At 68.3% G+C, this 26,948-nt stretch carries 24 protein-coding genes; 9 read left to right on the top strand and 15 right to left on the bottom strand.

The annotated features are described in order from the left end of the window. Positions 1–24: 24 nt before the first annotated feature. The 8 genes from serS to EDC31_RS03830 are packed head-to-tail and all read right to left on the bottom strand — an operon-like array spanning position 25 to position 7,987. Positions 25–1,296 (bottom strand): serine--tRNA ligase, encoded by a 1,272-nt coding sequence (gene serS, locus EDC31_RS03865; protein WP_042055962.1) that lies wholly within the window; start codon positions 1,294–1,296, stop codon positions 25–27. Between the two features lie 29 nt (positions 1,297–1,325). After that, a complete protein-coding gene (tatC, locus tag EDC31_RS03860) occupies positions 1,326–2,114 on the bottom strand; it encodes a twin-arginine translocase subunit TatC (protein ID WP_042055960.1) in 789 nt (262 codons plus the stop codon). Between the two features lie 7 nt (positions 2,115–2,121). After that, on the bottom strand, positions 2,122–2,628 hold the full coding sequence (tatB, locus tag EDC31_RS03855) for a Sec-independent protein translocase protein TatB (protein WP_042055958.1): 507 nt from the start codon (positions 2,626–2,628) through the stop codon (positions 2,122–2,124). Next, on the bottom strand, positions 2,621–3,217 hold the full coding sequence (gene scpB, locus EDC31_RS03850; RefSeq protein WP_042055955.1) for an SMC-Scp complex subunit ScpB: 597 nt from the start codon (positions 3,215–3,217) through the stop codon (positions 2,621–2,623). The genes tatB and scpB overlap by 8 nt, the downstream gene beginning before the upstream one ends. After that, the gene (locus tag EDC31_RS03845; protein WP_239641529.1) at positions 3,214–4,014 is read right to left on the bottom strand and encodes a segregation and condensation protein A; all 801 of its coding nucleotides are present in this window, start codon (positions 4,012–4,014) and stop codon (positions 3,214–3,216) included. Before EDC31_RS03845 ends, scpB begins: the two co-directional genes overlap by 4 nt. Before the next feature lie 8 nt (positions 4,015–4,022). Next, the gene (locus tag EDC31_RS03840) at positions 4,023–4,946 is read right to left on the bottom strand and encodes an SPOR domain-containing protein (RefSeq protein ID WP_052511590.1); all 924 of its coding nucleotides are present in this window, start codon (positions 4,944–4,946) and stop codon (positions 4,023–4,025) included. Beyond that, on the bottom strand, positions 4,943–6,745 hold the full coding sequence (gene argS, locus EDC31_RS03835; RefSeq protein ID WP_042056114.1) for an arginine--tRNA ligase: 1,803 nt from the start codon (positions 6,743–6,745) through the stop codon (positions 4,943–4,945). The genes EDC31_RS03840 and argS overlap by 4 nt, the downstream gene beginning before the upstream one ends. A 60-nt stretch (positions 6,746–6,805) precedes the next feature. Then, positions 6,806–7,987, bottom strand: coding sequence for a deoxyguanosinetriphosphate triphosphohydrolase (locus tag EDC31_RS03830; RefSeq protein ID WP_042055952.1), 1,182 nt, complete (start codon positions 7,985–7,987; stop codon positions 6,806–6,808). A 211-nt stretch (positions 7,988–8,198) separates the two neighbouring features. On the opposite strand from EDC31_RS03830, the gene EDC31_RS03825 reads away from it, so the two are divergent. Together EDC31_RS03825 and xth are read left to right on the top strand one after the other, a co-directional pair. Beyond that, a complete protein-coding gene (locus tag EDC31_RS03825) occupies positions 8,199–8,558 on the top strand; it encodes a HesB/IscA family protein (RefSeq protein WP_042056112.1) in 360 nt (119 codons plus the stop codon). 6 nt (positions 8,559–8,564) lie between these two features. Next, entirely contained in the window at positions 8,565–9,335 is a 771-nt protein-coding gene (gene xth, locus EDC31_RS03820; RefSeq protein WP_042055950.1) for an exodeoxyribonuclease III, read from the top strand. Positions 9,336–9,345: 10 nt separating this feature from the next. On the opposite strand, the gene EDC31_RS03815 is transcribed toward xth, so the two are convergent. From EDC31_RS03815 to EDC31_RS03795, 5 genes are all read right to left on the bottom strand, one after another. After that, complete coding sequence (locus EDC31_RS03815) at positions 9,346–10,209, bottom strand: EipB family protein (protein ID WP_052511588.1); 864 nt, start codon at positions 10,207–10,209, stop codon at positions 9,346–9,348. Between the two features lie 6 nt (positions 10,210–10,215). Next, on the bottom strand, positions 10,216–12,048 hold the full coding sequence (aspS, locus tag EDC31_RS03810; protein WP_042055947.1) for an aspartate--tRNA ligase: 1,833 nt from the start codon (positions 12,046–12,048) through the stop codon (positions 10,216–10,218). 114 nt (positions 12,049–12,162) lie between these two features. Next, complete coding sequence (locus tag EDC31_RS03805; RefSeq protein WP_042056109.1) at positions 12,163–13,695, bottom strand: FAD-dependent oxidoreductase; 1,533 nt, start codon at positions 13,693–13,695, stop codon at positions 12,163–12,165. A 109-nt stretch (positions 13,696–13,804) separates the two neighbouring features. Beyond that, on the bottom strand, positions 13,805–14,866 hold the full coding sequence (locus EDC31_RS03800; protein WP_042056106.1) for a DUF3047 domain-containing protein: 1,062 nt from the start codon (positions 14,864–14,866) through the stop codon (positions 13,805–13,807). Between the two features lie 160 nt (positions 14,867–15,026). Then, a complete protein-coding gene (locus EDC31_RS03795; RefSeq protein ID WP_042055944.1) occupies positions 15,027–15,785 on the bottom strand; it encodes a DUF2076 domain-containing protein in 759 nt (252 codons plus the stop codon). A 232-nt stretch (positions 15,786–16,017) separates the two neighbouring features. On the opposite strand from EDC31_RS03795, the gene EDC31_RS03790 reads away from it, so the two are divergent. The 3 genes from EDC31_RS03790 (at position 16,018) to EDC31_RS03780 (ending at position 19,902) form a co-directional block, all read left to right on the top strand. Continuing rightward, entirely contained in the window at positions 16,018–16,908 is an 891-nt protein-coding gene (locus EDC31_RS03790) for a glycine--tRNA ligase subunit alpha (protein ID WP_042055943.1), read from the top strand. Further along, a complete protein-coding gene (glyS, locus tag EDC31_RS03785) occupies positions 16,901–18,982 on the top strand; it encodes a glycine--tRNA ligase subunit beta (RefSeq protein ID WP_042055939.1) in 2,082 nt (693 codons plus the stop codon). Before EDC31_RS03790 ends, glyS begins: the two co-directional genes overlap by 8 nt. A 185-nt stretch (positions 18,983–19,167) precedes the next feature. Then, positions 19,168–19,902: a septal ring lytic transglycosylase RlpA family protein gene (locus EDC31_RS03780; RefSeq protein WP_239641526.1), complete on the top strand. Its 735-nt coding sequence runs from the start codon at positions 19,168–19,170 to the stop codon at positions 19,900–19,902. A gap of 66 nt (positions 19,903–19,968) precedes the next feature. Here the strand turns inward: EDC31_RS03780 and EDC31_RS03775 are convergent, their stop codons facing one another. Further along, positions 19,969–20,769, bottom strand: a complete 801-nt coding sequence (locus tag EDC31_RS03775) for a class I SAM-dependent methyltransferase (RefSeq protein WP_042055936.1) — start codon at positions 20,767–20,769, stop codon at positions 19,969–19,971. 268 nt (positions 20,770–21,037) lie between these two features. On the opposite strand from EDC31_RS03775, the gene EDC31_RS03770 reads away from it, so the two are divergent. The 4 genes from EDC31_RS03770 (at position 21,038) to EDC31_RS03755 (ending at position 26,393) form a co-directional block, all read left to right on the top strand. Beyond that, positions 21,038–23,671 carry a M1 family metallopeptidase gene (locus tag EDC31_RS03770; RefSeq protein ID WP_081797399.1) on the top strand — a complete coding sequence of 878 codons (2,634 nt, stop codon included), beginning with the start codon at positions 21,038–21,040 and terminating at the stop codon, positions 23,669–23,671. A gap of 149 nt (positions 23,672–23,820) precedes the next feature. Beyond that, entirely contained in the window at positions 23,821–24,648 is an 828-nt protein-coding gene (locus EDC31_RS03765) for a TerB family tellurite resistance protein (protein ID WP_042055931.1), read from the top strand. Positions 24,649–24,909: 261 nt separating this feature from the next. After that, the gene (locus EDC31_RS03760; protein ID WP_081797412.1) at positions 24,910–25,767 is read left to right on the top strand and encodes an MlaA family lipoprotein; all 858 of its coding nucleotides are present in this window, start codon (positions 24,910–24,912) and stop codon (positions 25,765–25,767) included. Positions 25,768–25,787: 20 nt separating this feature from the next. Next, positions 25,788–26,393 carry an MlaC/ttg2D family ABC transporter substrate-binding protein gene (locus EDC31_RS03755; RefSeq protein WP_052511604.1) on the top strand — a complete coding sequence of 202 codons (606 nt, stop codon included), beginning with the start codon at positions 25,788–25,790 and terminating at the stop codon, positions 26,391–26,393. A gap of 17 nt (positions 26,394–26,410) precedes the next feature. Here EDC31_RS03755 and EDC31_RS03750 read toward each other — a convergent pair whose 3' ends face one another. After that, a complete protein-coding gene (locus EDC31_RS03750; protein ID WP_042055929.1) occupies positions 26,411–26,932 on the bottom strand; it encodes a GNAT family N-acetyltransferase in 522 nt (173 codons plus the stop codon). Positions 26,933–26,948 lie beyond the last annotated feature (16 nt).

Here is a 26,948-nt window from a genome sequence, read left to right as displayed (position 1 = left end):
CCCTTTCCGCGGAATGGTCTCCGCTCAGCCCTGCGCCGTGATCCGCGCCAGACCCCCCATATACTGTCGCAGGACCTCCGGCACCGCGATGCTGCCGTCTTCCTGCTGATACGTCTCCATCACCGCGATCAGCGTGCGCCCGACGGCGAGGCCGGAGCCGTTCAGCGTATGGACGAAGACCGGCCCTTCGGCGCCACGATAGCGCGCGTTCATGCGGCGGGCCTGAAAATCGCGCGTGTTGGAGCAGGAGGAAATCTCCCGCCACGCGCCCTGCCCCGGCAACCAGGCTTCGAGATCATAGGTCTTGGCCGCGCCGAAACCCGTATCCCCGGCGCAGAGCAACTGGCGGCGGTAGGGAATGTCGAGTCGTTCCAGAATCGTTTCCGCGCAGAGAGTCATCCGCTCATGCTCCGCGTCGCTCTCCTCCGGCAGGGTGACGGAAACGAGTTCCACCTTGCTGAACTGATGCTGGCGCAGCATCCCGCGCACATCCCGCCCCGCCGATCCGGCCTCGGAACGGAAGCAGGCGGAAAGCGCCGTCATGCGCAGGGGCAGCCGCCGCGCATCGAGAATCTCCCCCGCGACGCTGGCCGTCAGCGGCACCTCGGCCGTGGGGATCAGCCAGCGGCCGTCCTCCGTGCGGAAGGACTCCTCGGCGAATTTCGGCAGCTTGTCCGTGCCATACATCGCGGCGTCGTTCACCAGCAGCGGGACGCCGGTCTCGCTGTAGCCGAATTCGCCGGTATGCACGTCCAGCATGAACTGGCCCAACGCGCGTTCGAGCCGGGCCAGCGCGCCGCGCAGCACGGTGAACCGCGCGCCGGAAAGTTTGGCGGCGGTCGGGAAATCCATCATCCCCAGCGCCTCGCCCAGCTCGAAATGCTGGCGCGGCGTGAAGGGAAACGCGCGCGGCGCGCCGACCTGCTTGAGGGTCACGTTCGCCGTCTCGTCCGGACCCTCCGGCACGGAGGGGTCGAGGCGGTTCGGCAGACGGGCGAGCCCCTCGCCGATTTCGGTCTCCAGGGCGGCGGCGCGCGCCTCCAGCCCGGCGATCCCGTCGCGCAGCGCGATGGCCTTTGCCTCCAGCGCGGCGGTATCCGCGCCCGCCTTCTTCGCCTGACCGATGTCGCGCGAGAGAGTCTTGCGCCGGGCCTGCTGCTCCTGCAACGCCTGAAGCGCCGCGCGGCGCTGCTCGTCCAGCGCCAGAAGCGCGGCGGCGGCCGGCTCCAGTCCCCGTCGGGCAAGTGCGGCGTCGAAGGCCGCCGGATCGGCGCGAAGGGCGCGCAGGTCGTGCATGATGCGGGCTCCCGGGAGCGGGTTCGGGGTTACGGTTCGGCCTCGGCGCGCGGCTCGACGAGCCGGGCCGAGAGAATGGAAATCTCATAGAGCGCGATGAGCGGCACGGCCAGCCCGACCATGGTGATCGCGTCCGGCGGCGCGAGAATCGCCGCGACGACGAAGGCGCACACATATCCGTAGCGCCGGAAACGCCGCAACTGGGCGGACGTCACGAGTCCCACCTTCGCCAGAAGCGTGAGGACGACGGGCAGTTCGAAGGCGATGCCGAAGGCCAGGATGAGCTTCTCGACCAGAGCGAGATATTCCGAGACCTTGGCCTGCAACTCGATATGCACGCCGCCCGGCCCCGCCGCGCCGCCGGTGTTCTGGAAAGAGAGGAAGAACCGCCAGGCCATGGGGAAGATGAAATAATAGGCCAGCGCGCCGCCGAGCAGGAACAGAACGGGCGTCGCGATCAGGAAGGGCGCGAAGGCGCGCTTCTCGCTACGGTACAGCCCCGGCGCGATGAAGATCCAGGCCTGGATCGCAATCATCGGGAAGGACAGGAACATCGCGCCGAACAGCGCCACGCGGAGATAGGTGAAGAAGGCCTCCGTCAGCGCCGTATAGATCAGATGCGGCTCCTGCCCCTGCTGGCGCATGATGTCGCCCAACGGCTCGGCGAGGAAGAGATAGATTCGGCCGGAAAAATGGTAGCAGATCAGGAAGGCGACGATGAAGGTCGCCAGCGACCAGATCAGCCGCCTGCGCAACTCGATCAGATGATCGAGCAGCGGCATGGGCTGGTCGTCGATGCTGTCCTCGTCCTGCGCCATCGGCGGCCTACTCCCTCTCTTCCCCTTCCGGCGCGCCGAGGCGGACACGGCGGCTGCCGTGCTGCACCATGACGGGCGGAAGAATGGAAGGCGGATACCAGCGCTCCCGCTCGCGCGCCAGACGCCGCGCCGTGGACGGGGGCAGAATGGCGGGCGCTTCGACGGGTTCGGGCTCAGGCGCCGGAAGAACCGGCGGGGGGGCGAGCGGAGGCGCGAGCGAGAGCGACGGCGGCGGCTCGAAGCTCCGGCGCAGCGTGCCGTCGGCGTCGATCGCCCGTTCGACTTTCGTGCGCAGGTCGAAACGACGCAGGTCGCGGAACTGCTCGCGCACCTCGCCCATATCGGCCTCGCGCACCATCTCGTCCACATGGCCTTGGAACTCGGCGGCCATCCGGCGGACGGCCCTGACGCCGCGACTCAGGGCGCGCAGGGCGACGGGAAGATCGGCGGGACGGATGAACACCAGCGCGACGATGACGATGATCGCGATTTCGGACCAGGAAAAATCAAACATCGCCCGTCTTCGCTCCAGTCTCTGGCTGAGTCTCCGGCTCCGGCGCTTCGACGAGCGCCGCGGGATCGACCAGCAATTCCTCCCGCCGCGGCAGGGCGGCGAGATCGCGCAGACCGAACGCGGCGAGGAACCCGGCGGAAGTGCCCCAGAGAACGGGCCGGCCCGGCACGTCCTTGCGTCCCTTCGGCACGATCAGCCCGTCCTCCAGCAACGCGTCGAGCACCGTCTGGCTGAGCGTGACGCCGCGTATCGCCTCGATCTCGGCCCGCGTGCAGGGCTGATGATAGGCGATCACGGCGAGCGCCTCCATCGCCGCGCGGCTCAGGCGGCGCGGTTTCTCGACGACCGTCGTCAGGGCCCCGGCCAGTTCGGGGCGCGTGCGGAACTGCCAGCCCTTCGCGACCTCGACCAGTTCGACGCCATGATCCTCATACCGCCCGCGAATGGCGGCGATCAGCGTGGGCACCAGTGCGGAACTCTCCACCGGATCGCCGCCCTGCCCCTCCACCAGCGCGCGGATCACATGGTCGCCGACCGGCTCGGCGCTGGCGAAGATCAGCGCCTCGATCTTGCGTGACAGGTCGCTCACGCCGCGTCTCCGCCCGCCGTCAAGCCCGGCGCGCCCATTTCCGGCCTGCGCAGGAGGATCGCGGCGAACGCCGCATCCTGCCGCAATTCCACTTCGCCGCCCTTCGCCATTTCCAGCCCCGCCACCAGCGCCCCGGCCAAGGCCGCGCGGCGCGCCTCGGGCGTTTCCTCCTCATCCGGCACGAGCGACTCCAGACTTTGCCACCCCGCCACGTCCGGCGCATTCAGGAGGCGGCGCAAGGCGGCGGCGGCCTGGCTCACGGTCCAATAGGAGAAGCGGCGCGGCGCGTAACGCCGCTTCCGCCCGCGTCGCCGCATGACGCCGAGATAGGCCCCGATCAACCCCGACAGGTCCACGCGCAGGCCGGTCCGGTCGATCTCGGTCAGGGTCTCCTCCCGCCCGCGCGCATGAACGTCGATCCCGAGGCGCGGACGCTCGTTCAGCCAGCGCGCGGCCTCGCGCATCGCCTCAAGCTCGACGAGACGCTCATGCAGCACCCCGGCCGCCTCTTCCGCCTCGGCCTCGCCCGTCTCGTCGGCGGGAAGCAGGAGGCGGGATTTGAGCCATGCCAGCCACGCGGCCATGACCAGCCAGTCCGCCGCCAGCTCCAGCCTGACGGCGCGGGCCTGCTCCACCACGGCCAGATACTGTTCGACCAGTTGCAGGATCGAGATGCGCGCGAGATCGACCTTCTGGGCGCGGGCCAGGTCGAGCAGCAGGTCCAGCGGTCCCTCGAACCCGTCGAGAGAGAGATGGGGAGCCGAGGGAACCGGCGCGGCAGGCAGTTCCGAGGCCACGCGCGGTCTCAGAACTGCGCCGGGGTGCAGGCGATGCTGCGGGCATGCGCCTTGATGCAGAAAGCGCGGGCTGCCGCGACGCTCTCGAACCCGCGCAGCCGCAGGCGGTAATAGGTGCGCCCCTCGCGCGTGACGGTTTCGATCAGCGGCGCGCGCGTGCCGAACAGCTCCGGCGCCTGATGCTGGAGCGTGTCCCACTGGCGATGCGCCTCCGCCGCGCTGTCGAGCGCCGCGAGTTGCACCATGAACTTCCCGTCCGGCTGCGGCGCGGCGGCCGCCGGGGCGGCGGCGGAAGGCGCAGCGGCGGGTGGGGCAATGGTGGGCTGAGCAGCGGCAACCGACGACTTCGCGACCTCGGGAACAGGCATCCCGGCGGCAGGCGCGGCAGGTTTCGGCGCGGCGGGGGACGGAGACGGAGACGCAGGGACGGTCTTCGGCGCGGCCTGACCGGCGGCGGCGCCATATTGCTGGGCCAGCGCGTCCGGACGCGGCTGTTCCGGCCCCGGCGCGAGATGCGCCTCGCCCTGCCCGGTCGTGTCCACCTGCCCGTCATCATTGGTCATGATCTGCATGCCGCCCGGATCGGCGGGCTTGTCACGCGCGGGCCAGTCCGGCGGACCGATGACGGGAATGCCGCTCTGGCGCGGACCGAAGACCGACCAGCCGCCGATCGCCAGGATCAGCAGGGCGGCGACGCCTCCCGCACCATAGGCCAGCCTCCGGGTCAGGGCGTCCGAGCCCAGCAGACCGGCGAGAACCCCGCCTTGCCCGGAACGGCGGCGCGGCGTGTCCTCCTCGTCATAATCCGCGCTCAGCCGCTCCCGCGCGCGGGCGGCGTTGCTGTCCGGCGGGCGGCGCGGCCCGTCACGATCGTCCCGGGCCAGACGGTCCCCGGTGGGACGGTCTCCGGTGCGGTCGAAGCTGTCGCTCATCGCAGTTCCTCAAGCGGCTCGACGCCGAGAATCGCCAGCGCGGCACGCAGCGTCACCGCCACGGCCTCGACCAGCGCGATCTTGGCGAGGCTGGCCGCCCTGTCCGTCTCATGCAGGAAGCGCAAGGCCGTATCCTCCCGCCCCTTGTTCCAGAGCGCGTGGAAATCGCCCGCCAGTTCGCCGCAGAAATAGGCGATGCGATGCGGCTCCCGCGCCAGCGCGGCCCCTTCGACCACACGCGGAAAGGACGCGATGCGGCGCAGCACCGCGAGTTCCGCCTCGGAGGTGAGCAGCGCGGTCTCCGCCGCCGCGAGGCTCTCGGGCGCCGTGATCTCCACCCCGAACATCTCCCGCGCCCCGCGCAGGACGGAGCAGCAGCGCGCATGGGCATATTGCACGTAGAAGACCGGGTTGTCCCGCGTCTGGGCCACGACCATGTCGAGGTCGAACTCCATCTGCGCGTCGGCCTTGCGGGTCAGCATGGTAAAGCGCACCGCGCCGCGCCCGACCTCCTCGATCAGTTCGCGCATGGTGACGAAGGTGCCCGCGCGCTTGGACATGCGGACGGGCTCGCCGCCCTTGACGATGCGGACGATCTGGCAGAGCACGACCTCGAACGCCGTCCGCCCGTCCGTGAGCGCCTGCACCGCCGCACGCATCCGCGAGACATAGCCGCCATGATCGGCCCCCAGCACGTCGATCAGCAGGTCGGCGTCGCGCGCCTTCTGGGCGTGATAGCCGATATCGTTGGCGAAATAGGTGTTGGTGCCGTCGGATTTCCGCAGGGCGCGATCCGTGTCGTCGCCGAACTGCGTGGAGCGGAAGAGCGTCTGCGGGCGCGGCTCCCAGTCCTCCGGCGTCTTGCCCTTGGGCGGCTCCAGGACGCCCTCATAGAGCAGCCCCTTGGCCTCCAGCGCCGCGATGGCGGTATCGACCTGTCCGCTGGCGAGCACCTCGGCCTCGCTGGAAAACACCTCGTGCCGGATGCCGAGCAGCGCGAGATCCTCGCGGATGCCCGCCATCATGAGCGTCAGGGTTTCCGCCTTCACGACATCGAACCAGACGGCCGGACCGGCGGGCAGCCTGCCGGGCGCGGCCAGCGCCTCGCCGTGATCTTCGGCCAGCTTCCTTCCGACGGGAACGAGATACTCCCCGCCATATTGCAGCCCGGTCGGCGTGAGGGCGGCGAACGTTTCCTCGTCGACCGGCGTGCCGATGGCCTGGAGATACCGCCAGTAGGCGGCCCAGGCCAGCGCCGTCACCTGCGCGCCCGCGTCGTTGACGTAATATTCCTTCGTCACCGCATGGCCGGTACGTTCGAGCAGATTGGCCAGCGCGTCGCCCACCACCGCGCCGCGCGCATGGCCGACATGCATCGGGCCCGTCGGATTGGCGGAGACATATTCGACATTCACCCGGCGACCCGCGCCGATGGCCGACTGTCCGAAATTCTCGCCCCGGCCCAGCACGAGCGGGACGATGGACTGCAACGCCGCTGGCTCCAGCGTCAGGTTGACGAAGCCCGGCCCCGCAGGCTCGGCGCGGGCGATGCCGGGTTTCGCGGCCAGTGCGGCGGCGAGATCGCGGGCGATCTCCACCGGCTTGCGGCCCGCGGGCTTCGCGGCCAGCAGGGCCGCGTTGGTCGCCATGTCGCCATGGGCGGGGTCACGCGCGGGCGTGACCTCCACGCGGGCGACGATCTCCTCCGGCATGTCCGGCAAGAGACCGCGCAACGCCGCGCGCACCTCGGCAAGGATGCGCGCAAAGAGACAATCGGCGTTGGCGGGCGTGTCGGACATCGAGACCTTGTTCCATCGGGCGAGGTGAAAGAGGCGCAAAGCCCTCTCAGGCAGCCCTAATCAGCCCAGCACGGTGAGTTCCGTCAACCGTCGATGTTCGTCGATGGCGAATCGGTCCGTCATTCCGGCGATGTAATCGGCAACCACGCGGCGCATGCCCGCGCCATCGGCGGCCTCCGCCTTCACACGCCATCCGTCCGGCAGCAGGCGCGGTTCCTCCGTCAGCACGGTGAAAATCCGCATCGTCGCCTCGCGCGCCTTGCGGGTCATGCGGTTGACCTTCCAGTGCCGGTACATTCGTTCGTAGAGAAAGGCGCGGATCGCCGCGTTGGCCTCCGTCATCTCCGGGCCGTAGGCGACGACGGGGAACGGTGCGTTGCGGATATCGTCGGCGGAGCGCGGGTCGAGGGCGGCGAGATTGGCGCGGGTGCGCGCGGTGAGATCGCTGGCCAGAGCGTCGATGATACGGCGCACCGTCTCGTGGCGGACGCGCCGGTCCCGGTCGTAGCGGTCCGTCGACCTGTTCGCCGCCGTCGCGCCCGCCCGCGCCGAGGCGAGCGCCGCGCCGACGACGGGGAGCCCCTCCAGATCGTCGAGTTGCAGGAGCCCGGCGCGCAGGCCGTCATCGAGATCATGCCCGTGATAGGCGATGTCGTCCGCCAGCGCGGCGAGTTGCGCCTCCGCCGAGGCAAAGCTGTGCAGCGCCAGATGATGACGGGAATCGTAGTCGCGCAGATAGGGCGACGGGTCCGTCACAGGCCCGTTATGCTTGGCCAGCCCTTCCAGCGTCTCCCAGGTGAGATTCAGCCCGTCAAAGGCGTTGTAGCGTCCTTCCAGCAGCGTCACGAGCCGGATGGACTGGGTGTTGTGGTCGAATCCGCCCCAATCCTGCATGGCGAGCTTCAGCGCGTCCTCGCCCGCATGGCCGAAAGGTGTGTGACCGAGATCATGCGCCAGCGCCAGCGCCTCGGTCAGATCCTCGTTCAGCCGGAGCTGTCGGGCGACGGAGCGCGCGATCTGCGCGACTTCCAGCGAATGGGTCAGGCGGGTGCGGAAGAAATCCCCTTCATGATTGATGAAGACCTGCGTCTTGTATTGCAGGGTGCGAAACCCGGCCGAATGCAGGATACGGTCGCGATCCCGCTGCCAGGGCGAGCGGGCGGGCGATTCGGCTTCCTCATACAGACGCCCGCGCGCCTGCCCGGTCCGGACCGCGTAGGGAGCCACATCCTGTTCCGCCATGTCGCCGTCCTCTGCTGCCGTCGGTCGTCACGCAAGGGCTCCGCACCCGTCAGGGGCGATCGCCTCCCGGAAACCCTGCTGAGAAAACCCTCGCTGAGGTCCGGGAGCCTGCGGCTCCGCTCGAACGTCGAACCGGAACACGACCTTTCCGTCCGACGATACTCTTTGAGTCCCGGCGAAGCGAGACTATATGGAGTCCATGAGCCAGACCATGCCCGTCTCCCCCGCCGCTTTCTCCGTCTCATCCGCCGCCGCAGCGCGGATCGCGGAGATCGTCGCGCAGCAAGGGGCGCAGCAAGCGGCCCAAGAGGGGATCGCCCTTCGCGTGGCGGTGGAGTCCGGCGGGTGCAACGGCTTCCAGTACAGCTTCAGGCTCGACGCCCGGCGCGCGCCAGATGACGTGGTGATCGAGGCGGGGGACGCGACGGTGATCGTCGATCCCGTCAGCATGGATCTGCTGCGCGGCGCGGAATTGCAGTTCGTGGACAAGCTGATGGGCGCCCATTTCACCGTCGCCAACCCGAACGCCGCGACCTCCTGCGGCTGCGGCACCAGCTTCTCGCTCGCCTGACCGCGCATGGGCTTCACATTCGCCAGCTGGAACATCAACTCGGTGCGCCAGCGCGAGGGGCTCGTGCTGGACTGGCTCGGCCGCCATACCCCTGACCTGCTCTGCCTTCAGGAGATCAAATGCGAGGAGCACCAGTTCCCCGCCAGCTTCGCCGAGCGGGGATGGCACGTCGCGATCGCCGGGCAGAAGGCCTATAACGGGGTCGCGATTCTTGCGCGTGCGCCTTTCGAGATCACCCATCGCCGCCTGCCCGGCTTCGATCACGAATCGGCGCGCTATATCGAGGTGGAAACCGCCGGGCTGCGGCTGGGCAATCTCTATCTCCCCAACGGCAATTCGGGCGGCGAGGCGGGCTACGCCACGAAGCTGGATTTCTTCGCCGCGCTGCACGCCCATGCCCGCGCCGCACTTGACGAGGGGCGGGATTTCGCCCTCGCCGGCGATTACAATGTCTGCCCGGAGGCGGTGGATTGCGCTCCGGGCGCGCTTTCCCCGGACGATGCGCTCCTGCGTCCGGAGAGCCGCGCGGCGTGGCGGCGGCTATGCTGGCTGGGGCTGACGGATGCGTTGCGCGCCGTGCAGCCCGCAGGGAAAGCCTATACGTTCTGGGACTATCAGGCCGGGGCGTGGGACCGCGATTGCGGCCTGCGGATCGACCATGCGCTGCTCTCGCCCCGTCTGGCGGACCGGCTCCAGGGCGCGCGGATCGACGCCCCGGCCCGCGCCCTGCCCCAGCCCTCGGATCATGTGCCGCTGATCGTCACGCTGGACGCGTGAACGCCGCGCCTCAGCGCCGCATCGCAATCCTGTGCCGGCATCGCGCGGGCGCGCCGAGACGGAAGGACACGACCTTGCCGCCCAGTTGGAAACTGCCGAAATCCATCATCAGCCGATCAGCCACGCCGTCCTGGAAATAGCGTGAGCCGAGTTCGAAATCGGGCGTCACCGTGCCGGGGGCCATGGAATAGAAAGCCACATGGGCGTTGACCGCGCCCTGATGCGGCACCACCGGATCGGCGGGAAGCGGCTGCCAGCGCCCGAGCGTGACATAGGTGTAGAACGCGCCGTCGGTCGTCGTGCCGTCGAAGAGCAGCGGGGCGATGCTGGTCCTGCCCTCCCGCGCCGCCTCGATGATGGCTTCGGTATGGGCGAGGGGAAACAGCGTGCCGCGCGGCAATTCGACCGTCTTCACGGCCGGCAGGTGGAAATGCACCAGCACGCGCCCGTCGGGCAGACGATCCGCCTCGCCCTCCACCTTCGAGCGGACGCGGCCGTCATCCGCCTCCTCCGTGTGGAAGACGAAATGCGCGCCGTCCTTGCTTTCCAGCGTCGCATAGTCGGACACGCTGTCCGTCGCGCCGCCGTCGCGCGTGACGGTGTGGAGGCGAAGATGCTGCCCTGCGCTCCATGACTCGCACTCATCCGCGACGTGATAGGTCATCGTGCCGGAACCGTCGACCGTGTCACCGCCCGAGGCGCGGCTCAGGGACAGTTCATAGCGGATGACGTGCGGCGCAAGGACGACCCCGTCCGGCCGGATGGCCACCCTTGCGCCGGCCCCGGTCTCCGCATGTGCGCTGGCGACGCGGGCCGCGCCCAGCATGGCGGCGACCGCCACGAGGCCGGACAGGACGAAACATGCGCCGCGCATTTCCGGTCAGTTCTTCCCTGCATCCGGGCCAGCGCCGGAACCGGCATCCGGCGCGACGACCGCCTTCGGCTTCGGCGGCAGGACAGCCAGCGACAGCTCCTTCAGCCGCGCGGGTTCGAGCGGCGCGGGCGCGCCCATCATCAGATCCTCGCCGCCCTGATTGAGCGGGAACAGCGTGACCTCGCGGATATTCGGCTCGTCGGCCAGGAGCATGACCATGCGGTCCACGCCCGGGGCGGACCCGCCATGCGGCGGCGCGCCGAAACGGAAGGCGTTGAGCATCCCGCCGAACCGCTCCTCCACATCCGCCGCCGTATAGCCCGCGATCTCGAAGGCGCGGACCATCACCTCGGGAAGATGGTTGCGGATCGCCCCCGAGGAGAGTTCCACGCCGTTGCAGACGATGTCGTACTGATAGGCCTTGACGGTCAGCGGGTCCCGCGTGTTCAGCGCATCGAGCCCGCCTTGCGGCATGGAGAACGGATTATGCGAGAAATCGATCGCCCCCGTCTCCTCATTGACCTCGTACATCGGGAAATCGACGATCCAGCAGAAGCGGAAGGCGTTCTCCTCGACCAGCCCGAGTTCCTGCGCGATCTTCGTCCGCACCAGTCCGGAGAACTTGACGACCTCCGCGCCGTTTCCGGCCGCGAAGAACACCGCATCGCCCGCCTTGAGCCCGCAGGCGGCGCGGATGGCCTCGGCCCGCTCCGGCTCCAGATTCCGGGCGATCGGCCCCTTGCCGCCGTCCGCCTCGAAGATGATGTAGCCGAGACCGCCCGCGCCGCTCTCCCGCGCCCAGGTGTTGAGCTTGTCGAAGAAGCCGCGCGGACGATCGCCCGCGCCCGGGGCGGGAATGGCCCGCACCTCGCCGCCCCCCGCCGCGATCTTGGCGAACAGGCCGAAGCCGGAGCCCGCGAAAGCTTCCGTGACATCGGCGATCTTCAGCGGGTTGCGCAGATCGGGCTTGTCGGAACCGTAGAGCTTCATCGACTCGTCATAGGGGATGCGCGGGAACGGCGCCTGAGTGACGTCCCGCCCGCCGCCGAACTCGGCGAACACGCCGCCCAGCACGTCCTCCAGCACGGCGAACACATCCTCCTGCGTGGCAAAGGCCATCTCCAGATCGAGCTGGTAGAACTCGCCCGGGCTGCGGTCGGCGCGCGAGGCTTCGTCACGGAAGCAGGGAGCGATCTGGAAATAACGATCGAACCCCGCGACCATCGCCAGTTGCTTGAACTGCTGCGGGGCCTGCGGCAGCGCGTAGAACTTGCCGGGATGCAGACGCGCGGGCACGAGGAAATCGCGCGCGCCCTCGGGCGAGGAGGCGGTCAGGATGGGCGTCTGGAACTCGGTGAAGCCGAGCGCCGTCATCCGGCGGCGCAGGCTGGCGATCACCGCCGAGCGCAGACGGATGTTGCGCTGCATCTTCTCCCGCCGCAGATCCAGATAGCGGTAGCGCAGGCGCAGCTCTTCCGGATAATGCTCCGTCCCCGCGATCTGGAAGGGCAGCACCTGCGCCGCCGACTGGACGGCGATCTCCCTGGCGCGCAGTTCGATGTCGCCCGTGGGCAGGTTCGGGTTGCGCTGGCCGCCCTCGCGCGCCACGACCTCGCCGGTCACGGTGATGACGCTCTCCACGCGCAGCTTCTCGGCGATGTCGAGCAGCGGCGTTCCGGCGGGAATGACGATCTGCGTGACGCCCGTATGGTCGCGCAGGTCGATGAAGAGCAGGCCGCCGTGATCGCGCTTGCTATGGACCCAGCCGGACAGCCGGACGATCTGCCCGGCGTCGCTTTCGCGCAGGGCGCTACAGCTATGGGTACGATAGGCGTGCATGGCGGACATCCTGACAGACGGCAAGAACGGGAAGCGGGCACATGTCGCCATGTCCCGGAAAGTTGGCGCAGGAAGCCGGGCGCGCCCCTCCCTGTCAAGTCATTCCGAGTCTAATCATTCCGAAACGAGCGACGGGTTCACCGCCTCGCGTCCGATGCGCCTGGCCTGTTTCGAGCCGATCAGCCCGACCGTCTCGTCCTTCGTCCGCACTTCTGCGAGGAAGTCGAAACTGCTGACCGCGCCGTCGATGTCGTAAATCTCCGGCTCGCGCCCCTCCCATGCCCGCGGCCAGCCGAGATATTCGAATTTCTGGCCGAATTGCTGCGTCCAGAACCACGGCATGGGCAGGGACGACGCCTCCTGCCCGAGAATGGCGCGCGCGGCGATGCGGGCCTGACTCTGCGCGACGCGCCAATGCTCGATCCGCACGCGCCCGCCCTTATGGGCGACGCGCGCGATGTCCCCCACGGCGAACACGCCGGGAAGGACGCGCATCGCCTCGTCCACATCCACGCCGCCATCCTCCGCGCGGAGCGCGGGATCGAGGCAGGCCGTGGCGGGCGCCGCGCCGAGACCGGCGATGACGAAATCCGCGCGCAGCACGAACCCGTCATCCAGCCGGACGCTCAGCGTGTCCGCGCCCTCGACGGACACCACCTGCGCGGGCGCGAGATAGGCGACGCCGTTCTGCTCGTGCAGGGAGCGCAGACGCATCCCGATCTCCCGCCCGAGCAGGGCGCGCATCGGCGCCTCGTCCCGCGCGACGACGGTGACGCCCGTGCCGCGCTTGCGAAGTGCCGCGGCGGTCTCCATGGCGATGAAGCCCGAGCCGATGATGACGACGGATTTGTCCGGCCCCGCGAGATCGACGATGGCGCGCGCATCGGCGGCGCTCCTCAGAACCCGCACCGCCTCCAGATCGCCGCCGGGGAAATCCGGCCGCCGGGCGACGCTGCCGAGCGCGAGCAGGAGATGATCGGCCGAGAGCGTCTCGCCGCTCTCGAACGTCACGCGCCGCGCCATATGATCGACCGACCGGATGCGTGCGGTCATACGCTCGATGCGATTCGCCTCGTACCATTCGGCGGGACGCAGGGCGGGGATCTTCAGTTCCTCGGGCTTCGCGCCCAGCACCATCTTGCTCAGCGCCGTGCGGTCATAGGGCGCGTCCGGCTCGTCGGAAACCAGGGTGATGCGTCCGGCGAAACCGAACTCGCGCAGCGCCGCCGCCCCCGCGACGCCCGCCGCGCCCGCGCCGAGCACGAGGACCGATTCGTCAGCCTTCACCTGGGGCGCGACGGGCGGAGCGGCGGGATTTTCGGCGACGAGGACGCGGCCTGCCTCGATCCGCACGTCATGACGCGGCAGCGGATCGAGCGCGGGCGGCTCCATCAGCGCCCCTGTGGTGGAGAAGACGGCCTTGTGCCACGGACAGACGACGACGGGAGTCCCGCTCCTGTCGCGGCAATAGGTCCCCTGCTCCATCGGCGCGCCCTTGTGCGGACACTTGCCGCCGAGCGCATGGACGATCTCCCCGTCCCGGACGAGAACGAGCGGCGCGCCGCCGACTGTCACCGGGATCATCCCGTCTTCCCTGAGATCCGCGAAGGCGGCGACATCCACCCAGCCCGACCCTGCCTGATCCATGATATCGCTCCCGTCCACTCGCGCGGTTTACATCATTCAACGCATGATTCGGGAGAAAAGTTGTCGACGGAGCGGGCCCGCATGACCGCTCCGGCAGGAGAATATGCGTTCAAACGCTATAGCATCGGAGGCCGCTCCCGGCGATCACCGAGCGTCCGGTTCCATCCTCGGAAAGCGTGATGTCACGGAAGAGCGCCTTGCCGCCGAGGCGCTGGAAAAGCGAATTGGCGATGAGCCACACACCGACGATGCGTTCCGGCATCTTGCCGCCGATAGCCTTCCGGTAGTCGGCGGCAAGAGGGCGCGCCTCGTTCTTCCATTTCCCCAGATTTTCGGTGCCCGATTCGATGATCCAATGCGTCTCCCGGTCACACCACCAGGGCAGGGGACAGGCAAAATGATAGCCGACCGGAAGTTCCTTGCTCCAGAGATAGGTCAGATCCAGGCCGTTATCGAATGCGACGGCCACGCTCAGATAATCATGCGTCAGCACCAGATCCTCGGGAAGCTCGGAAGGGAGTTTCTCGACCAGCCAGGACCAGGACAGCCGCGTCCGATCGTTGAGCGGAACATCCACCGGCGTCTGCAGGATGCAGCAATCCCCGTCATGGGTATCCACGACGATATCGGTGCCCGTTCCGGAAAAAATCGTGACCTCCCCGAACATGTCCATGAATGACCAATGTTCCGGTGGCTCCGTGATCGTCGCGAGCGCTTCCGTGAGCGTCACCGAAAATCCTATCCCGCCCCCGAAAGCGTCCCGAGGACCGGGAAGAATCCGGCCGTCCACGCCGTCCCACCAGGACAGCGCCTTGCAAAAGGCTTCCACCTCGCCCTCCGCCCAGGCCTCGAAGACCGTCTCGGTCTCGGAAACGATCTTGCGGATCGGACCGCTTTTGCCGATCCGGACCCAGAGAGAATATTTCGGCTGGATGATCACGGCGTGATCGGGATCGAGAACGTTCGCGCCTCTGGATGAGACGCTGAAACGTTGCCCCCTGGCGACGCGGCACCCTGTCGGGGTCCAGTCGGTTTCGCCCCCTGTCAGGACGATATCGCCCGAACGCACTGGCGTGATTTCAGAAAAAATCCGTGCGACGGCCTTGCGCTGCTGGACATCCCACCGCGCGCCGGTTTCCTGCTTTGCGGCTTCCGGCCTGAGTTCAACCACGATGACGCTTCCTTTCACCAAGGAGACGAAGCGACACTAGTGATCATTTTCCAATCATGTGAAGACAATTCCCCGCGACCCGCTGCCTTCGCGAAACGCAGGACCGCCGAGGCAAAGCCCGGCGCCACTGCACCGGGCTCGCTCGACCGAGCAGCGCCGCTCAGAAGGACGTGTCGTCGAAGCCGCCGAAATCGCCACCGAAATCACCGCCACCGCTGTCCCCGAAGGAGCCCGCGTCGAAATTGCCCGGCGCATCGACGCCCGACCCGCCGAACGGATCGGCACCCGCATCGCCGTAATTGTTGATGATGGTGTCGCCGCCGAAACCGCCAGCTCCGGCCCCGCCCATCCCGCCATCGTGATGGCTGAACAGGCTCTCGATCGCGTTCGCCGCGAGCATCCCGCCCGCGACGCCCGTCGCGGTGGTCAGCGCGGAGCCGAGGAAGCCCGAACCCCGGCTCTGGAACATCGCTGGATTATAGCCCGGCGGATAGTTCGGCGGCGGCTGCTGCGCGCCGTAATATCCCTGCTGCTGGGGCGGCTGCTGCCCCCAGCCGGGCGGCGGAGCGGCCTGCTGGCGGTTGCCGCCGAAGAGGCCGCCGAACAGCCCCCCGCCCCCGCGCTGTTGCTGCTGGCCTTGCGCGATCTGCTGCTGCGCCTGCTGGAGCTGGAACTGAAGCTGCCGAATCCTGTTCTGCGCCTCGACCAGGGCCGCCTCCTGCACGACGGCCATCTGCGTCACGCGGTAGCGCGCCTCCGGATACTTCTGGAAATTCTCGGCGATGAACCGATCCGCCTCGGGGTCGATGGGGGGAAGATTGACCGGCGGCTGGCTGGAGCCGCCGAACGGACCGGGCGTCGCTGCCCCTCCAACCCGGGCGATGAACCGGGAAATCAGGTCGCGTTCCTCACTGTTCATGACGACTCTCCCAAAAGGGGCACGATCCGGCCGCTGCCGGTTCGAGGAAAGATGTGGCGCATGGTTCGTTCCTCGACAAGGGGACTTTGTCGATTCCGGGCACGAAAGCGCGGGCAAGGCTCACGCGCCCGCGCTTTCGTGCCCGGACGACGATGCGGCAGGACTCGCGAGACCGCTTCCGCATTCGCCCGTCTGATAGTATGGGAACCGGCCTACCGCGTTACGGAGCCCAATCGCCTTGTCCGCTGCCGCCGAGACCCGTCCGCCGTCCTTTCAGGACCTGATCCTCCGCCTGCATCGGTTCTGGGCCGATCAGGGCTGCGTGATTCTCCAGCCCTATGACACCGAGCTCGGCGCGGGCACGCTTTCGCCCCACACGACCCTGCGCGCGCTGGGCACGACGCCATGGAAAGCGGCCTATGTGCAGCCGAGCCGCCGCCCCTCGGACGGGCGCTACGGCGAGAATCCGAACCGCCTCCAGCATTACTATCAGTATCAGGTGCTGATGAAGCCGACGCCGGAGCTGAGCCAGCAACTGCTGCTGGACAGCTATCGCGCCATCGGCATCGACACGGACAGGCACGACATCCGCTTCGTCGAAGACGACTGGGAGAACCCGACCATCGGCGCGTGGGGTCTGGGCTGGGAGGTCTGGTGCGACGGCATGGAGGTCACGCAGTTCACCTATTTCCAGCAGGTGGGCGGCATTCCGGTCGCCGTCCCCTCGACGGAACTCACCTACGGGCTGGAACGGCTGGCCATGTATGTGCAAGGGGTCGAGAACGTCTATGACCTCGATTTCAACGGGCGCGGCACGCGCTATGGCGACGTCTTCCTGCGCGCGGAACGGGATTATTCGCGCCATAATTTCGAACTGGCCGACACCGCCATGCTGATGCGCCATTTCCGCGACGCTGAGGAGGAATCCGGGCGTCTGGCCGCGGCGGGCGTGGCCCAGCCCGCCTATGACCAGTGCCTGAAGGCCAGCCATCTCTTCAATCTGCTCGATGCGCGCGGCGTGATCTCGGTCTCCGAACGCGCTTCCTACATCGCCCGCGTGCGCACGCTCGCGAGAACCTGCTGCGAAGCCTGGCTGGCGGGCGAGGAGACGGCCCATGGCTGAACTGCTGCTGATCCTCAACAGCGAGGAAATTCCGGCCGGGATGCAGGAAGCCGCCGCGCGGCGGCTCGTCGACGGGCTGAGCGAGGAGTTGAAAGGCTTCTCCCCCACGAACGGACATGCCTATTGGGGCGCGCGCCATATCGCCGCCAGCCTCGAAATCGCCGCGACTCTCCCCGCCGCGATGCGTTCGGAGCGCGGCCCCCGCGACGGCGCACCGGAGCAGGCGCTGGCCGGTTTCCTGCGCAAGCACGGGGCGAAGCGCGAGGATCTGGTTCTGGAAAACGGGTTCTGGGTGCTGAACGTCGCGGAGCCCGAGCTTGCCGCCGCCGCGCGCATCGCGGAAGCCGTGCCCGCGCTGCTGTGGAAATTCTCCTGGCCGAAATCCATGCGCTGGGGGAGCGGCTCGGGCTTCACCTGGGTCCGCCCGCTGCGGCGCATCGTCTGCGTGCTGGACGGCGCGCCGGTGCCGTTCTCCCTGGCGCGCGACGGCGACGACGCGCATGGACTCGTTTCCGGCACGGCGATGGAGGGGCATCGCTTCCTCGCGCCGGAAGCGTTCGAGGTGACGGGCTGCGCCCAATGGATCGCGGAGTCCCGCGCGCGCTTCGTGCTGGTCGATCCGGAGGAACGCCTGGCGGCGATTCACGGCGCGCTGCGCGGCGCGCCCGGCGTCGAGCCCCTGCCCGCCGGGACGCAGGTGGCGCCGGATGAGGGGCTGGAGGAGGAAGTCTCCGGCCTCACCCAATGGCCCACGCTCTATTTCGGCCGGATCGACGACGCCTTCATGGACCTGCCGCCCGAGGTCATGAAGGTCTCGATGCGCGTCAACCAGCGCTACTTCGCCCTGCGGCACGCGGACGGCAAGGTCGCGCCCTGGTTCGCCTTCTTCGCCAATATGGCGTTCTCGGACGGCGGCGCGCTCACGAAGGCGGGCAATGAGCGCGTCCTGCGCGCACGCTTCTCCGATGCGCGGCATTTCTGGGATCTCGACCGCAAAACGAAGCTGATCGACCGGGCGGCGGCGCTGGAGACCGTCACCTTCCACGCGCGGCTGGGCACGCAGGCGGCGCGGGTGCGGCGGATCGAGGCCCTTGCGGGCGAGATCGCCGACGCCCTCGACGCCGACAGGCCGGGCGCGATGCGCGCGGCGCGTCTCGCCAAGGCGGATCTGACCTCCGGCATGGTCGGAGAGTTTCCCGAGCTTCAGGGCGTCATGGGCGGGTATTACGCGCTGCATGACGGCGAAACGCCGGAGGTGGCGCAGGCTGTGCGCGAGCATTACATGCCGCTCGGCCAGGACGGCGCGACGCCCCGCGCGACGCTCTCCGTCATCGTGGCGCTGGCGGACCGGCTCGACCTGCTGGCGGGATTCTTCGCCATCGGCGAGACGCCGACCGGCTCGGGCGATCCCTACGGCCTGCGCCGCGCCGCGCTGGGCGTCATCCGCATCATTCGCGACAACGGGCTGCGCCTCGATCTCAATGCGCTGTTCGACTCCGCCCTTCGCCATGTCGCCGCCTCCGCCGCCGTCACGCCGCCGGATGACACGCGGGCGGTGCTGACGGGCTTCGTGGCCGAGCGGCTGCGCGTGCAGTTGCGCGGCGAGGGCGAGCGGCACGACGTGCTGGCGGCCATCCTCTCCGGCGGGCTGGACGGCGATCTCGTCCGCCTGCTGGCGCGGACGCAGGCATTGGCCGAGATGCTCGGCACGGAGGACGGCGTCAACCTCCTCGCCGCGAGCAAGCGCGCCGCCAATATCCTGCGGATCGAGGACCGCAAGGACGGGCCGCATGAGGGCGCGCCCGACCCGGCGCTCTACGCGCAGGAGGAGGAGCACGCGCTCGCCTCGGCGCTCGGCGACGCGCGGGCGGTCATCCGCGCGGCCCTGGCCCGCGAGGACTTCGCCGCGGCGATGAAAGCGGCGGCGGGAATGCGTCCCGCGCTCGACCGATTCTTCGATGCCGTCACGGTCAACGATTCCGATCCGCACCGCCGCGCCAATCGTCTGCGGCTATTGAAACGGCTGGGCGACACGTTGGCGGAAATCGCCGAGTTCAGCCGCATCGACGGGTAGTAATCAAGCCGGGCATAACGCCAGTCATGCCGAAGAATAGCGGCCGACTGGACCTGCCTCATTTCCTCCATAATAGGGAGGCAGAAATATGTGAGCGGGCACATCCCGCCGGACGTGATTTCGCACTTTCGGCGGAACGTGTTATCACGAGTCGTCAAGACGAAATACTGGATCGGAACGCAAGCGTGCATCGTAACGGGTCTTCCCGGCCCAAGGCCTCCCATTCCGCCCGCCAAAAGCGGTCCACCCTTCACGCCTTCGCCCTGCTCGGCATGCTGGGCGTCGGCGTATGCGGGTCGGCACGGGCGGAGGATCCGGCCGCCCCGGTCTGGCACGATACCGGCTCGACCGTGCATACCGCATGGGCGGCGTCTGTCCGGGCGGCGCTGGCGGCGCGCATGACCCACGCCTTCAAGACGGGACACAACGCGCTCGCCTGGAGCGAGAAAGGGATCGCGAGCTGGTATGGCCGCAAGCTCAGGGGCCATCTCACCAGCAGCGGGGCGAGGCTCAACCCCGACGCCCTCACCGCCGCGCATCCGACCCTTCCCCTCGGCTCGAAAGTTCTCGTCACCTCGCAGGACACGGGCAAATCCGTCATCGTGACGATCAATGACCGCGGCCCGTACAACCACCGTATCATCGACCTTTCGCACGCGGCGGCGGCCCGGATCGGGATGCTCGGCGCCGGGATCGCCCATGTGAAGCTCGCGCCGCTCCCCGAGGGCACGGAGACGGCGACGCCGGTGGAAGTGGCCGAGGCGGGGCCCGACGACACCTCCGACCAGGCCGTGTCCGCCGCCGCCCTCGGAGCGCAGAGCGCCGCTCCCGCGCACAGAGATCGCAGGCCGTCTCACGCCGCGCCGCGTCACGTCACGCATCATCACGCCGTCAAATCCCCTCCGCATCGGCGTCGCTGAACAGACGCTCCACGTAGCGGCGCCCCGGCCTGACCGCCGGTCACGACATGAGCGGGGATGTCCCCCTCACGCGGCGCCGGGCTTGACCGAGACCAACACGACCGAAGGATAGGCGAGAAGAACCGTGCCGTCTTCAAAGCGCGCGCCCATGCCCATGGCATCCCCTGCGACCGAATCGGTGATCATCGCCCGCAACCCGTCATAGTCGTCATCGGCCGGGAAAGAGCGCGTCACCATTTTCTCCCGCTCGGCGGGAATCTGGAAGAATCGCACCTCCGGCTTCGGGAGGCCCTCCCGGGCAAACAGATCGAGCAGCGTCGCGAGCGGGCGGAACGCCACGGTGGACGGATCGCGGAGCAGCTCCATGCGGTTGAACGCCTCGGCCTTTCGCGGATCGTCGGAGGCGACGGCGTCGCACACCAGAATCCTGCCGCCGGGCACGCACACGCGCGCCATCTCGCGCAGCGCGTCGGCCGGACGCTCGAAATGATGGAATGCGAACCGGCAGGTGACGATGTCGAAGCACGCATCCTCGAAAGGCAGGGCGTACACATCTCCCTGCCGCCATTCGACATTCGCGACGCCGGCCTCCGCGGCCAGCCGCCGGGCCTGCGCGAGCATCGCCTCCGTCGCGTCGAGGCCAACGGAGCGCCGCGCATGCCGGGCCATGGCAATGCAGACCGTGCCCGGACCGCACGCGATATCGAGCGTGGCGTCAGTCGGTCCCGGATCGGCGGCGTTCACAAGGAGCGCCAGGACGTCGTCATTGTGCAGTTCCGGGGCGGCCGCGAATATTTCCGCCTGACGGCTGAACTGGTCCTGAATGTTCGCCTGATGCGAGGCTTGCAATGCTTCTGAGGACGACATGCGTTGATGGCTCCCAAACTTCCGGCGACACTCTGCATGCCGGTGCCGGAAAATCCAACCCGCGACACGCCCGGCACAGCCCGGACGGTTTGACAGCATCATGCCGATCGGCCAGCCTTTCGGAGGCGGAAAGACTGCTCCTGAGCCGCTGTTTGAACCCAGGGGGGACGCCAGACGCCCAGCGCCATGTAACAGGCGCAGAGCTGCATTGACATGCAAACCGGGGCCCTCCCCCTCTCTCATGATTCACTGACGGAATACCTGCCTGATGCGTCGCCTCCTCGTTTTCTCGTCTCTCCTGACCACGCTGCCCTTTTCCCTCCCGGCCCTCGCCTCTCCGACACGGGCGGAGACGATTTTCTCCTTCGACACGACGCCCGGCGAACTGCCGAAGACGGTGGTTCCCTCCGCCTATATGATCGATCTCGTGACCGACCCCGCCCATCTGACGCTCTCGGGGCGCGAGACCGTCACGATCGAGGTGCGCGCGGCGACCTCCAGCATCACGCTCAATCAGGCGGGGCTGACCCTGAGCGCGGCGACGCTGGATTCGGCCCGGACGGCGACCGTGACCGAGGATCAGGCGGCGCAGACCGTCACCCTGCATTTCCCGGCCCCGGTCGCGCCCGGACGGCATGTGCTGACGCTGGCCTGGTCCGGCCCGATCCTGACGACGCCCAACGGCATCTATCGCGACGATTACCGCGACGCGGCGGGCAAGACGCGGCAGATGCTGGTGACGCAGTTCGAGGTCGCGGACGCGCGGCGCATGTTCCCGTGCTGGGACGAGCCTGCCTTCAAGGCGACGTTCCAGCTCAACGTGACGATGCCCTTCGAGATGACGCCGCTGAGCAACATGCCGGTGCTCGGCGTGTCGCATCAGGGCGCCGCGACCAAGCGCGTCTCCTTCCGCCCGACCCCGCGCATGTCCACCTATCTCCTCGCGCTGGTGGCGGGCGATCTGGAGCGCGTCTCGGGCGAGACGGATGGCGTCTCCGTCAGTGTCTACGCGCCGGCGGGCAGGGAAGATCAGGGCCGCCACGCGCTCTCCGCCGCCCTCGCGCTGCTGCCCTATTACGACGATTATTTCGCCGTGCATTATCCTCTGCCCAAGCTCGACATGGTCGCCATTCCCGGAAATTACGAGGCCGGGGCGATGGAGAACTGGGGGCTGCTGACCTTCATCGACAACGATCTCCTCTACGATCCCGCAACCAGCAGCGCCGCGACGAAGGAACTCGTGTACGAGGTCGTCGCCCATGAGATGGCGCATCAATGGTCGGGCGATCTCGTGACCATGGGATGGTGGGACAACCTCTGGCTGAACGAGGGATTCGCCTCCTGGATGGAGTGCAAGGCGACGGACCGGATGAATCCCGCCTGGCAGATCTGGCCCCGCCAGCATGCGACCCGCGAGAAGACCATGGCGATGGACGGTCTGGCCAGCACCCACCCGATCCAGCAGCCCGTCAAGGGACCGAGCGACGCGGACGCCGCCTTCGACGACATCTCCTACGGCAAGGGCGAGCTTGTCATCCGCATGATCGAGGACTGGCTGGGCGAGGACCACTTCCGCGACGGCATGCGGCGCTACATGGCGGCTCACGCCTATGGCAGCACGACGAGCGCCGATCTCTGGCAGGCCCTGTCCGCCGTCTCGGCGCAGGATGTCGGCGCGGTGGCGCGGAGCTTCACCACCCAGCCGGGCATCCCCCTTGTGCGGGTGGCCTCCTCCTGCGCGAACGGCAGGACGGTCTATCATCTCGACCCGTCGCGCTTCACGCTCGACGGACGCGACGCGGAATCGCCGGGCTGGCGGATTCCCGTGGTCGCCGGCGGCCCGGGCCTCGGCACCTCGCGCCTCGTTCTCGGCGGGCATGCCACGCTCGAAGCCTCAGGCTGCGCCGCGCCCCTCAAGCTGAATCTCGGCGAGAGCGGCTATTACCGTGTGGCCTATGACGACGCCGCCTTCACCGCGCTCAACCGCGCCCTGACCCGCTTCGCCCCGGCGGACCGCGCCAATCTGCTGGGCGACCAGTTCGCGCTGTTCGAAGCGGGCCAGGCCCCCCTCGCCCGTTCCGTCGCGCTGCTGAACACGCTGGAAGCGGCGGGCGGCGAACGGAACATCGCCGTCGTCGAGGAACTCATCGCGGAACTCACCAGCCTCGATCATGACGCGGCGGGAAGCCCGCATCGTCCGGCCTTCGAAGCATGGGCGCGCCGGAGTCTCGCCCCGGTCTTCAAGCAGCTCGGCTGGACGCCGCGCCCGGGCGAGACGCTGGTGGACACGATTCTCCGCCCGGAGGTGATCGACGCGCTGGGACGACTGGGCGACGCGGCGGTGATCGACGGCGCGCGGCGGCGTTTCGCGGCCTGGCGGGCCGATCCGTCCGCGCTTCGCCCCGATCAGGTCGGGCCGGTGGCGGGGATGGCGGTGCGCACCGGGCTGCCCGGCGCGTGGGAGACCGTCGCCGCCCGCGTCAAGGCCAGCACCAGCACGGAAGAGAAAGCCCGCCTGCTCGACGCGCTCTCGCAAGCGCGCGATCCCGCGTCGATCCGGCGCAACGTCGCCTTCGCTTATGGCGGTGGCGTGCCGAACGGGCGCATCGTCAGTTTTCTCGGGGATGTCGCGGAAAGCAGCGAGCAGCCCGATCTCGTCTGGTCTCTGGTCAAGGCGCAGGAGGCGACGATCCGCCCGCATCTCACTCCGGGTTCGACGGACAAGCTGCTGCCGAGGATCGCCGCGGCGTCCATCGACCCGGCCACGCTCGCGGCGCTGGCAACCGATCCGGCCGCCACGCGCAGCCCGGGCGCGCGCATCGCCACACAACGCGCCCTGGAAACGGCCAGAACACATCAGGCGGTTGTGACGCGCGTGCTGAAGGAGCTCGCATCCTTTTAGAGCCGACGGAGGATGGGCGACGCCAAAGCCGGACCGAAGAGGTGTTCCTGCTCTTTTTTCCAAGAGGAGCCGTGAACGACGGCTCATCCGCCATGGCGGGGCGTCATCCCGAATTGCCCGGCTCCTGCCAGCGGTGCTAGTCTCCCGGCATGGCCATTTGGGGAAAAATGTTCGGCGGCGTCGCGGGATTCGCGATGGGCGGTCCGTTCGGCGCGCTGATGGGCGCGGCCTTGGGTCATGCCGCCGACCGGGGCACGCTGATCGAGCGGCCGCCCGGCGGCTGGAACGATCACTGGCGCACGCGCGGCGGGCCGGACCCGACCGGGGCCGCCTTCATGGCCGCCGCCAAGGTTTCCGCCCTCATGGGGCGGACCGATCAGCTCTACGCCATCGGCCTCGTCGCGCTCTGCGCCAAGGCGGCCAAGATCGACGGTCCCGTGAACCGGCAGGAAATCGACTGCTTCAAGCGTCTCTTCCAGTTTCCGCCCGAGAATGCGCGGGAGGTCGGCATGATGTTCGATCACGCCCGCGCCCGCACCGACGATTACGAGATGTATGCCCGCGAGATGGGGCGCGCCTTCACGGCCGACCGCGCACCGCTGGAGGATCTGCTGAATGCGCTCTTCGCGATCGCGCGGGCCGATCTGCCCCCCGGCGCGGCGCTGGACGCGCGGGAGGCGGCGTTCCTGCGCCGGGTGCATCGCGCGTTCGGCCTCCCGCCCGGCGCGTGGGACCGCGCGGAAACCGGGCGCGCCCGCCCCGCGACGAGCGAGGCCGACGCCTATATCGAACTCGGCGTGAGCCGGGACGCGGCGGATGAGGAGATCCGCCTGCGCTGGCGCGCCCTCGTGCGGGAGCATCATCCCGACATGCTGAACCGCCAGTCCCTCTCTCCCGCCGCGCTGGCCAGGGCGCAGGACCGCATCGCGCGGATCAATGCGGCGTGGGATCGCATCAAACGCGACCGGCGACTGTGAAGGTGAGGTGTTGAATTGCCGCAACAGTTTGTCCGGAAAATCACCCTTTCCGCCCACATCCCCATTTCCCTGACCGAACTGTACACTCATCAAGACCATATATATCCGCAAGGGGCTTCCCGGCCGGGCGGGGTCGCTTTCATGGCCATCGCCCGGCGGGGTCAAAAACGGACTATCCAGTCCGGCCATGCTGGACAAAAGGCAGAAACGACGCGCGACCGGCAGGGTCGATTCTCCGGGAGGCGCGAGTTGGGGACGGCGATGCACGCAGATTTCGATGGACTCGAATCCGAAGGCGCCACACGGCGCGATACAGGTCCAGGCAAGGAGGCCGAATCGGTCCGCGGGACGTCACGTCTTCCCCGCCTCGCCGCAGGCGTGCTCACGCTGCTGACGCTGACGGCCTGCTCCTCGTGGCGCAATCCTCCTCCGAAGGACCCGGACGCGCTGGCCGACTACAAGGAGGCCAACGACCCGTACGAGCCGCTGAACCGCAAGATGTACTCCCTGAATATGTGGGCGTATCACCACGCCTTGCGGCCCGTCGGCAAGGCCTGGGCCTGGGTGGTGCCGAAATTCGCCCGCGACGCGATCAGCAACCTCAGCGAGACCTGGAACGAGCCGGTCGCCTTCTTCAGCGATGTCGGCGCGGGCAAGTCCCGGCGGGCGGGCGATTCCTTCATGCGCTTCGCCATCAACATGACGGCGGGAGTCGGCGGGCTGATCGATGTCGCCACGCCGGTCGGCTACCCGCAGGAAGACGGCAATCCCGGCATGACCCTCGCCACATGGGGCGTGCCGAGCGGGCCGTATCTCTTCCTTCCCGGCATGGGGCCGGGCACGGTGCGCGACGCGGCGGCCGACGGCATCATCTCCATCGGCCTCGCGCCGATCGACTATGTCCCCAAGGGCTATGGATTGCTTACCTTCAACTGGGCCTATAACATCGCGGGCAGGTTGAATGGCTACGCCGACGCAATTGATCAGATCGACAATGTCGAGCGTGACGCGCTCGATCCCTACGCCTTCATCCGCAGTGCCTGGCAGCAGCAGCAGGCCGTGAAGATCGAAGCCTTTAGGAACGACAACCGGGCGACCGTGCCGGACTGGTATAACTGAGGATGCTTCCCACGATGCCGATTTCCCGAGTTTTCGCCCGCCGCGTCCTGTTGGGTCTTGCGGCCGTCGCGACGATGGCCGTCAGCGGCGCACGCCCTGCCCTGGCTGACGAGGCGTCCGATTTCGTCAAGAGCTTCGGCGGCCAGCTTGTCGCCATCGTCAACAGCGACGAGCCGCTGGAGAAGAAGAAGCAGGACGTCCTGCCCCTGCTCCAGAAGAATCTCGACATCGCCGAGATCGGCAAGTTCTGCCTCGGCCGTTACTGGCGCGCGGCGACGCCCGAGCAGCAGAAGCGCTATCTTTCCCTGTTCGACCATGTGCTGGTCAACGCCATCACGGACAGGATCGGCGATTATCGCGGCGTGACCTTCATCGTCACCGGCACGTCACACGCGCCCACCGGGGAACTGGTCAGCGCGAAGATCGATCGTCCCGGCCAGCCTGAGGCCGACATGCAGCTTCTGGTCGTCAACAACAGCGGCTACAAGGTCGTGGACATGATCGGCGAGGGCGCCAGCCTCCGCCTCACCCAGCGGCAGGATTACAGCGCCTATCTCCAGCGCCACAACGGCAACGTGAACACGCTGAACGACGCGCTCCAGCGCCAGATCGAGCATCACCACTGAGAGGCTAGAGGCCGCGTCTACACGTCCCGCTGCCGGCGGTCCGGGGCGCCCAGCGCCTCGTAGACCAGCATCGTGTAGCCGTCGCGCTCGAACGTGTCGCACAGCCGCATGCCGATGCTACCGAGCACGATCCGGGAGGCCAGATTGTCCTCCCGCGCCACCGCCACCACGCGGCCGATCCCCTGATCCAGCACGAAGCGCAGCGCGGCACTCGCCGCCTCGCGCCCGATTCCGCGCCCGGCGGCGGACGGCATCAGGGCGAAACGCAGCGCCATGCCCCGCCCGTCCGGCCGCTCATGCACCCCGGTCATGCCCTCGAACACGCCGTTCTCGCGGATGGTGAAAATTCCGACGCCCCGCCGCGCCCAGAAGGTGATCTCCTCGGCCATCTCCTCCTCGGCCTGAAGGCGTGACCGCACGCCGCCCAGCATCCTGCCATACGACGCCGCATTGCCTTTGAGCCGGGCCATGTCCTCCATGTCTCGCCACGTCACCGGCTCCAGCACCAGCCGGGCCGTCCTGACGATCCGGCCGATCATCACAGGGTCCCGTCAG

Origin of the sequence: Acidomonas methanolica (assembly GCF_004346035.1) — a bacterium.
In the GTDB taxonomy this organism is placed as follows: domain Bacteria; phylum Pseudomonadota; class Alphaproteobacteria; order Acetobacterales; family Acetobacteraceae; genus Acidomonas; species Acidomonas methanolica.
This window is presented reverse-complemented; position numbering and strand designations above follow the sequence as displayed.

Coding starts and splice junctions, on each gene's coding strand:
- serS (WP_042055962.1), bottom strand. CDS start 1,296: ATGCACGACCTGCGCGCCCTTCGCGCCGATCCGGCGGCCTTCGACGCC.
- tatC (WP_042055960.1), bottom strand. CDS start 2,114: ATGGCGCAGGACGAGGACAGCATCGACGACCAGCCCATGCCGCTGCTC.
- tatB (WP_042055958.1), bottom strand. CDS start 2,628: ATGTTTGATTTTTCCTGGTCCGAAATCGCGATCATCGTCATCGTCGCG.
- EDC31_RS03840 (WP_052511590.1), bottom strand. CDS start 4,946: ATGAGCGACAGCTTCGACCGCACCGGAGACCGTCCCACCGGGGACCGT.
- argS (WP_042056114.1), bottom strand. CDS start 6,745: ATGTCCGACACGCCCGCCAACGCCGATTGTCTCTTTGCGCGCATCCTT.
- EDC31_RS03830 (WP_042055952.1), bottom strand. CDS start 7,987: ATGGCGGAACAGGATGTGGCTCCCTACGCGGTCCGGACCGGGCAGGCG.
- EDC31_RS03825 (WP_042056112.1), top strand. CDS start 8,199: ATGCCCGTCTCCCCCGCCGCTTTCTCCGTCTCATCCGCCGCCGCAGCG.
- xth (WP_042055950.1), top strand. CDS start 8,565: ATGGGCTTCACATTCGCCAGCTGGAACATCAACTCGGTGCGCCAGCGC.
- EDC31_RS03815 (WP_052511588.1), bottom strand. CDS start 10,209: ATGCGCGGCGCATGTTTCGTCCTGTCCGGCCTCGTGGCGGTCGCCGCC.
- aspS (WP_042055947.1), bottom strand. CDS start 12,048: ATGCACGCCTATCGTACCCATAGCTGTAGCGCCCTGCGCGAAAGCGAC.
- EDC31_RS03805 (WP_042056109.1), bottom strand. CDS start 13,695: ATGGATCAGGCAGGGTCGGGCTGGGTGGATGTCGCCGCCTTCGCGGAT.
- EDC31_RS03795 (WP_042055944.1), bottom strand. CDS start 15,785: ATGAACAGTGAGGAACGCGACCTGATTTCCCGGTTCATCGCCCGGGTT.
- glyS (WP_042055939.1), top strand. CDS start 16,901: ATGGCTGAACTGCTGCTGATCCTCAACAGCGAGGAAATTCCGGCCGGG.
- EDC31_RS03775 (WP_042055936.1), bottom strand. CDS start 20,769: ATGTCGTCCTCAGAAGCATTGCAAGCCTCGCATCAGGCGAACATTCAG.
- EDC31_RS03770 (WP_081797399.1), top strand. CDS start 21,038: ATGCGTCGCCTCCTCGTTTTCTCGTCTCTCCTGACCACGCTGCCCTTT.
- EDC31_RS03765 (WP_042055931.1), top strand. CDS start 23,821: ATGGCCATTTGGGGAAAAATGTTCGGCGGCGTCGCGGGATTCGCGATG.
- EDC31_RS03760 (WP_081797412.1), top strand. CDS start 24,910: ATGCACGCAGATTTCGATGGACTCGAATCCGAAGGCGCCACACGGCGC.
- EDC31_RS03750 (WP_042055929.1), bottom strand. CDS start 26,932: ATGATCGGCCGGATCGTCAGGACGGCCCGGCTGGTGCTGGAGCCGGTG.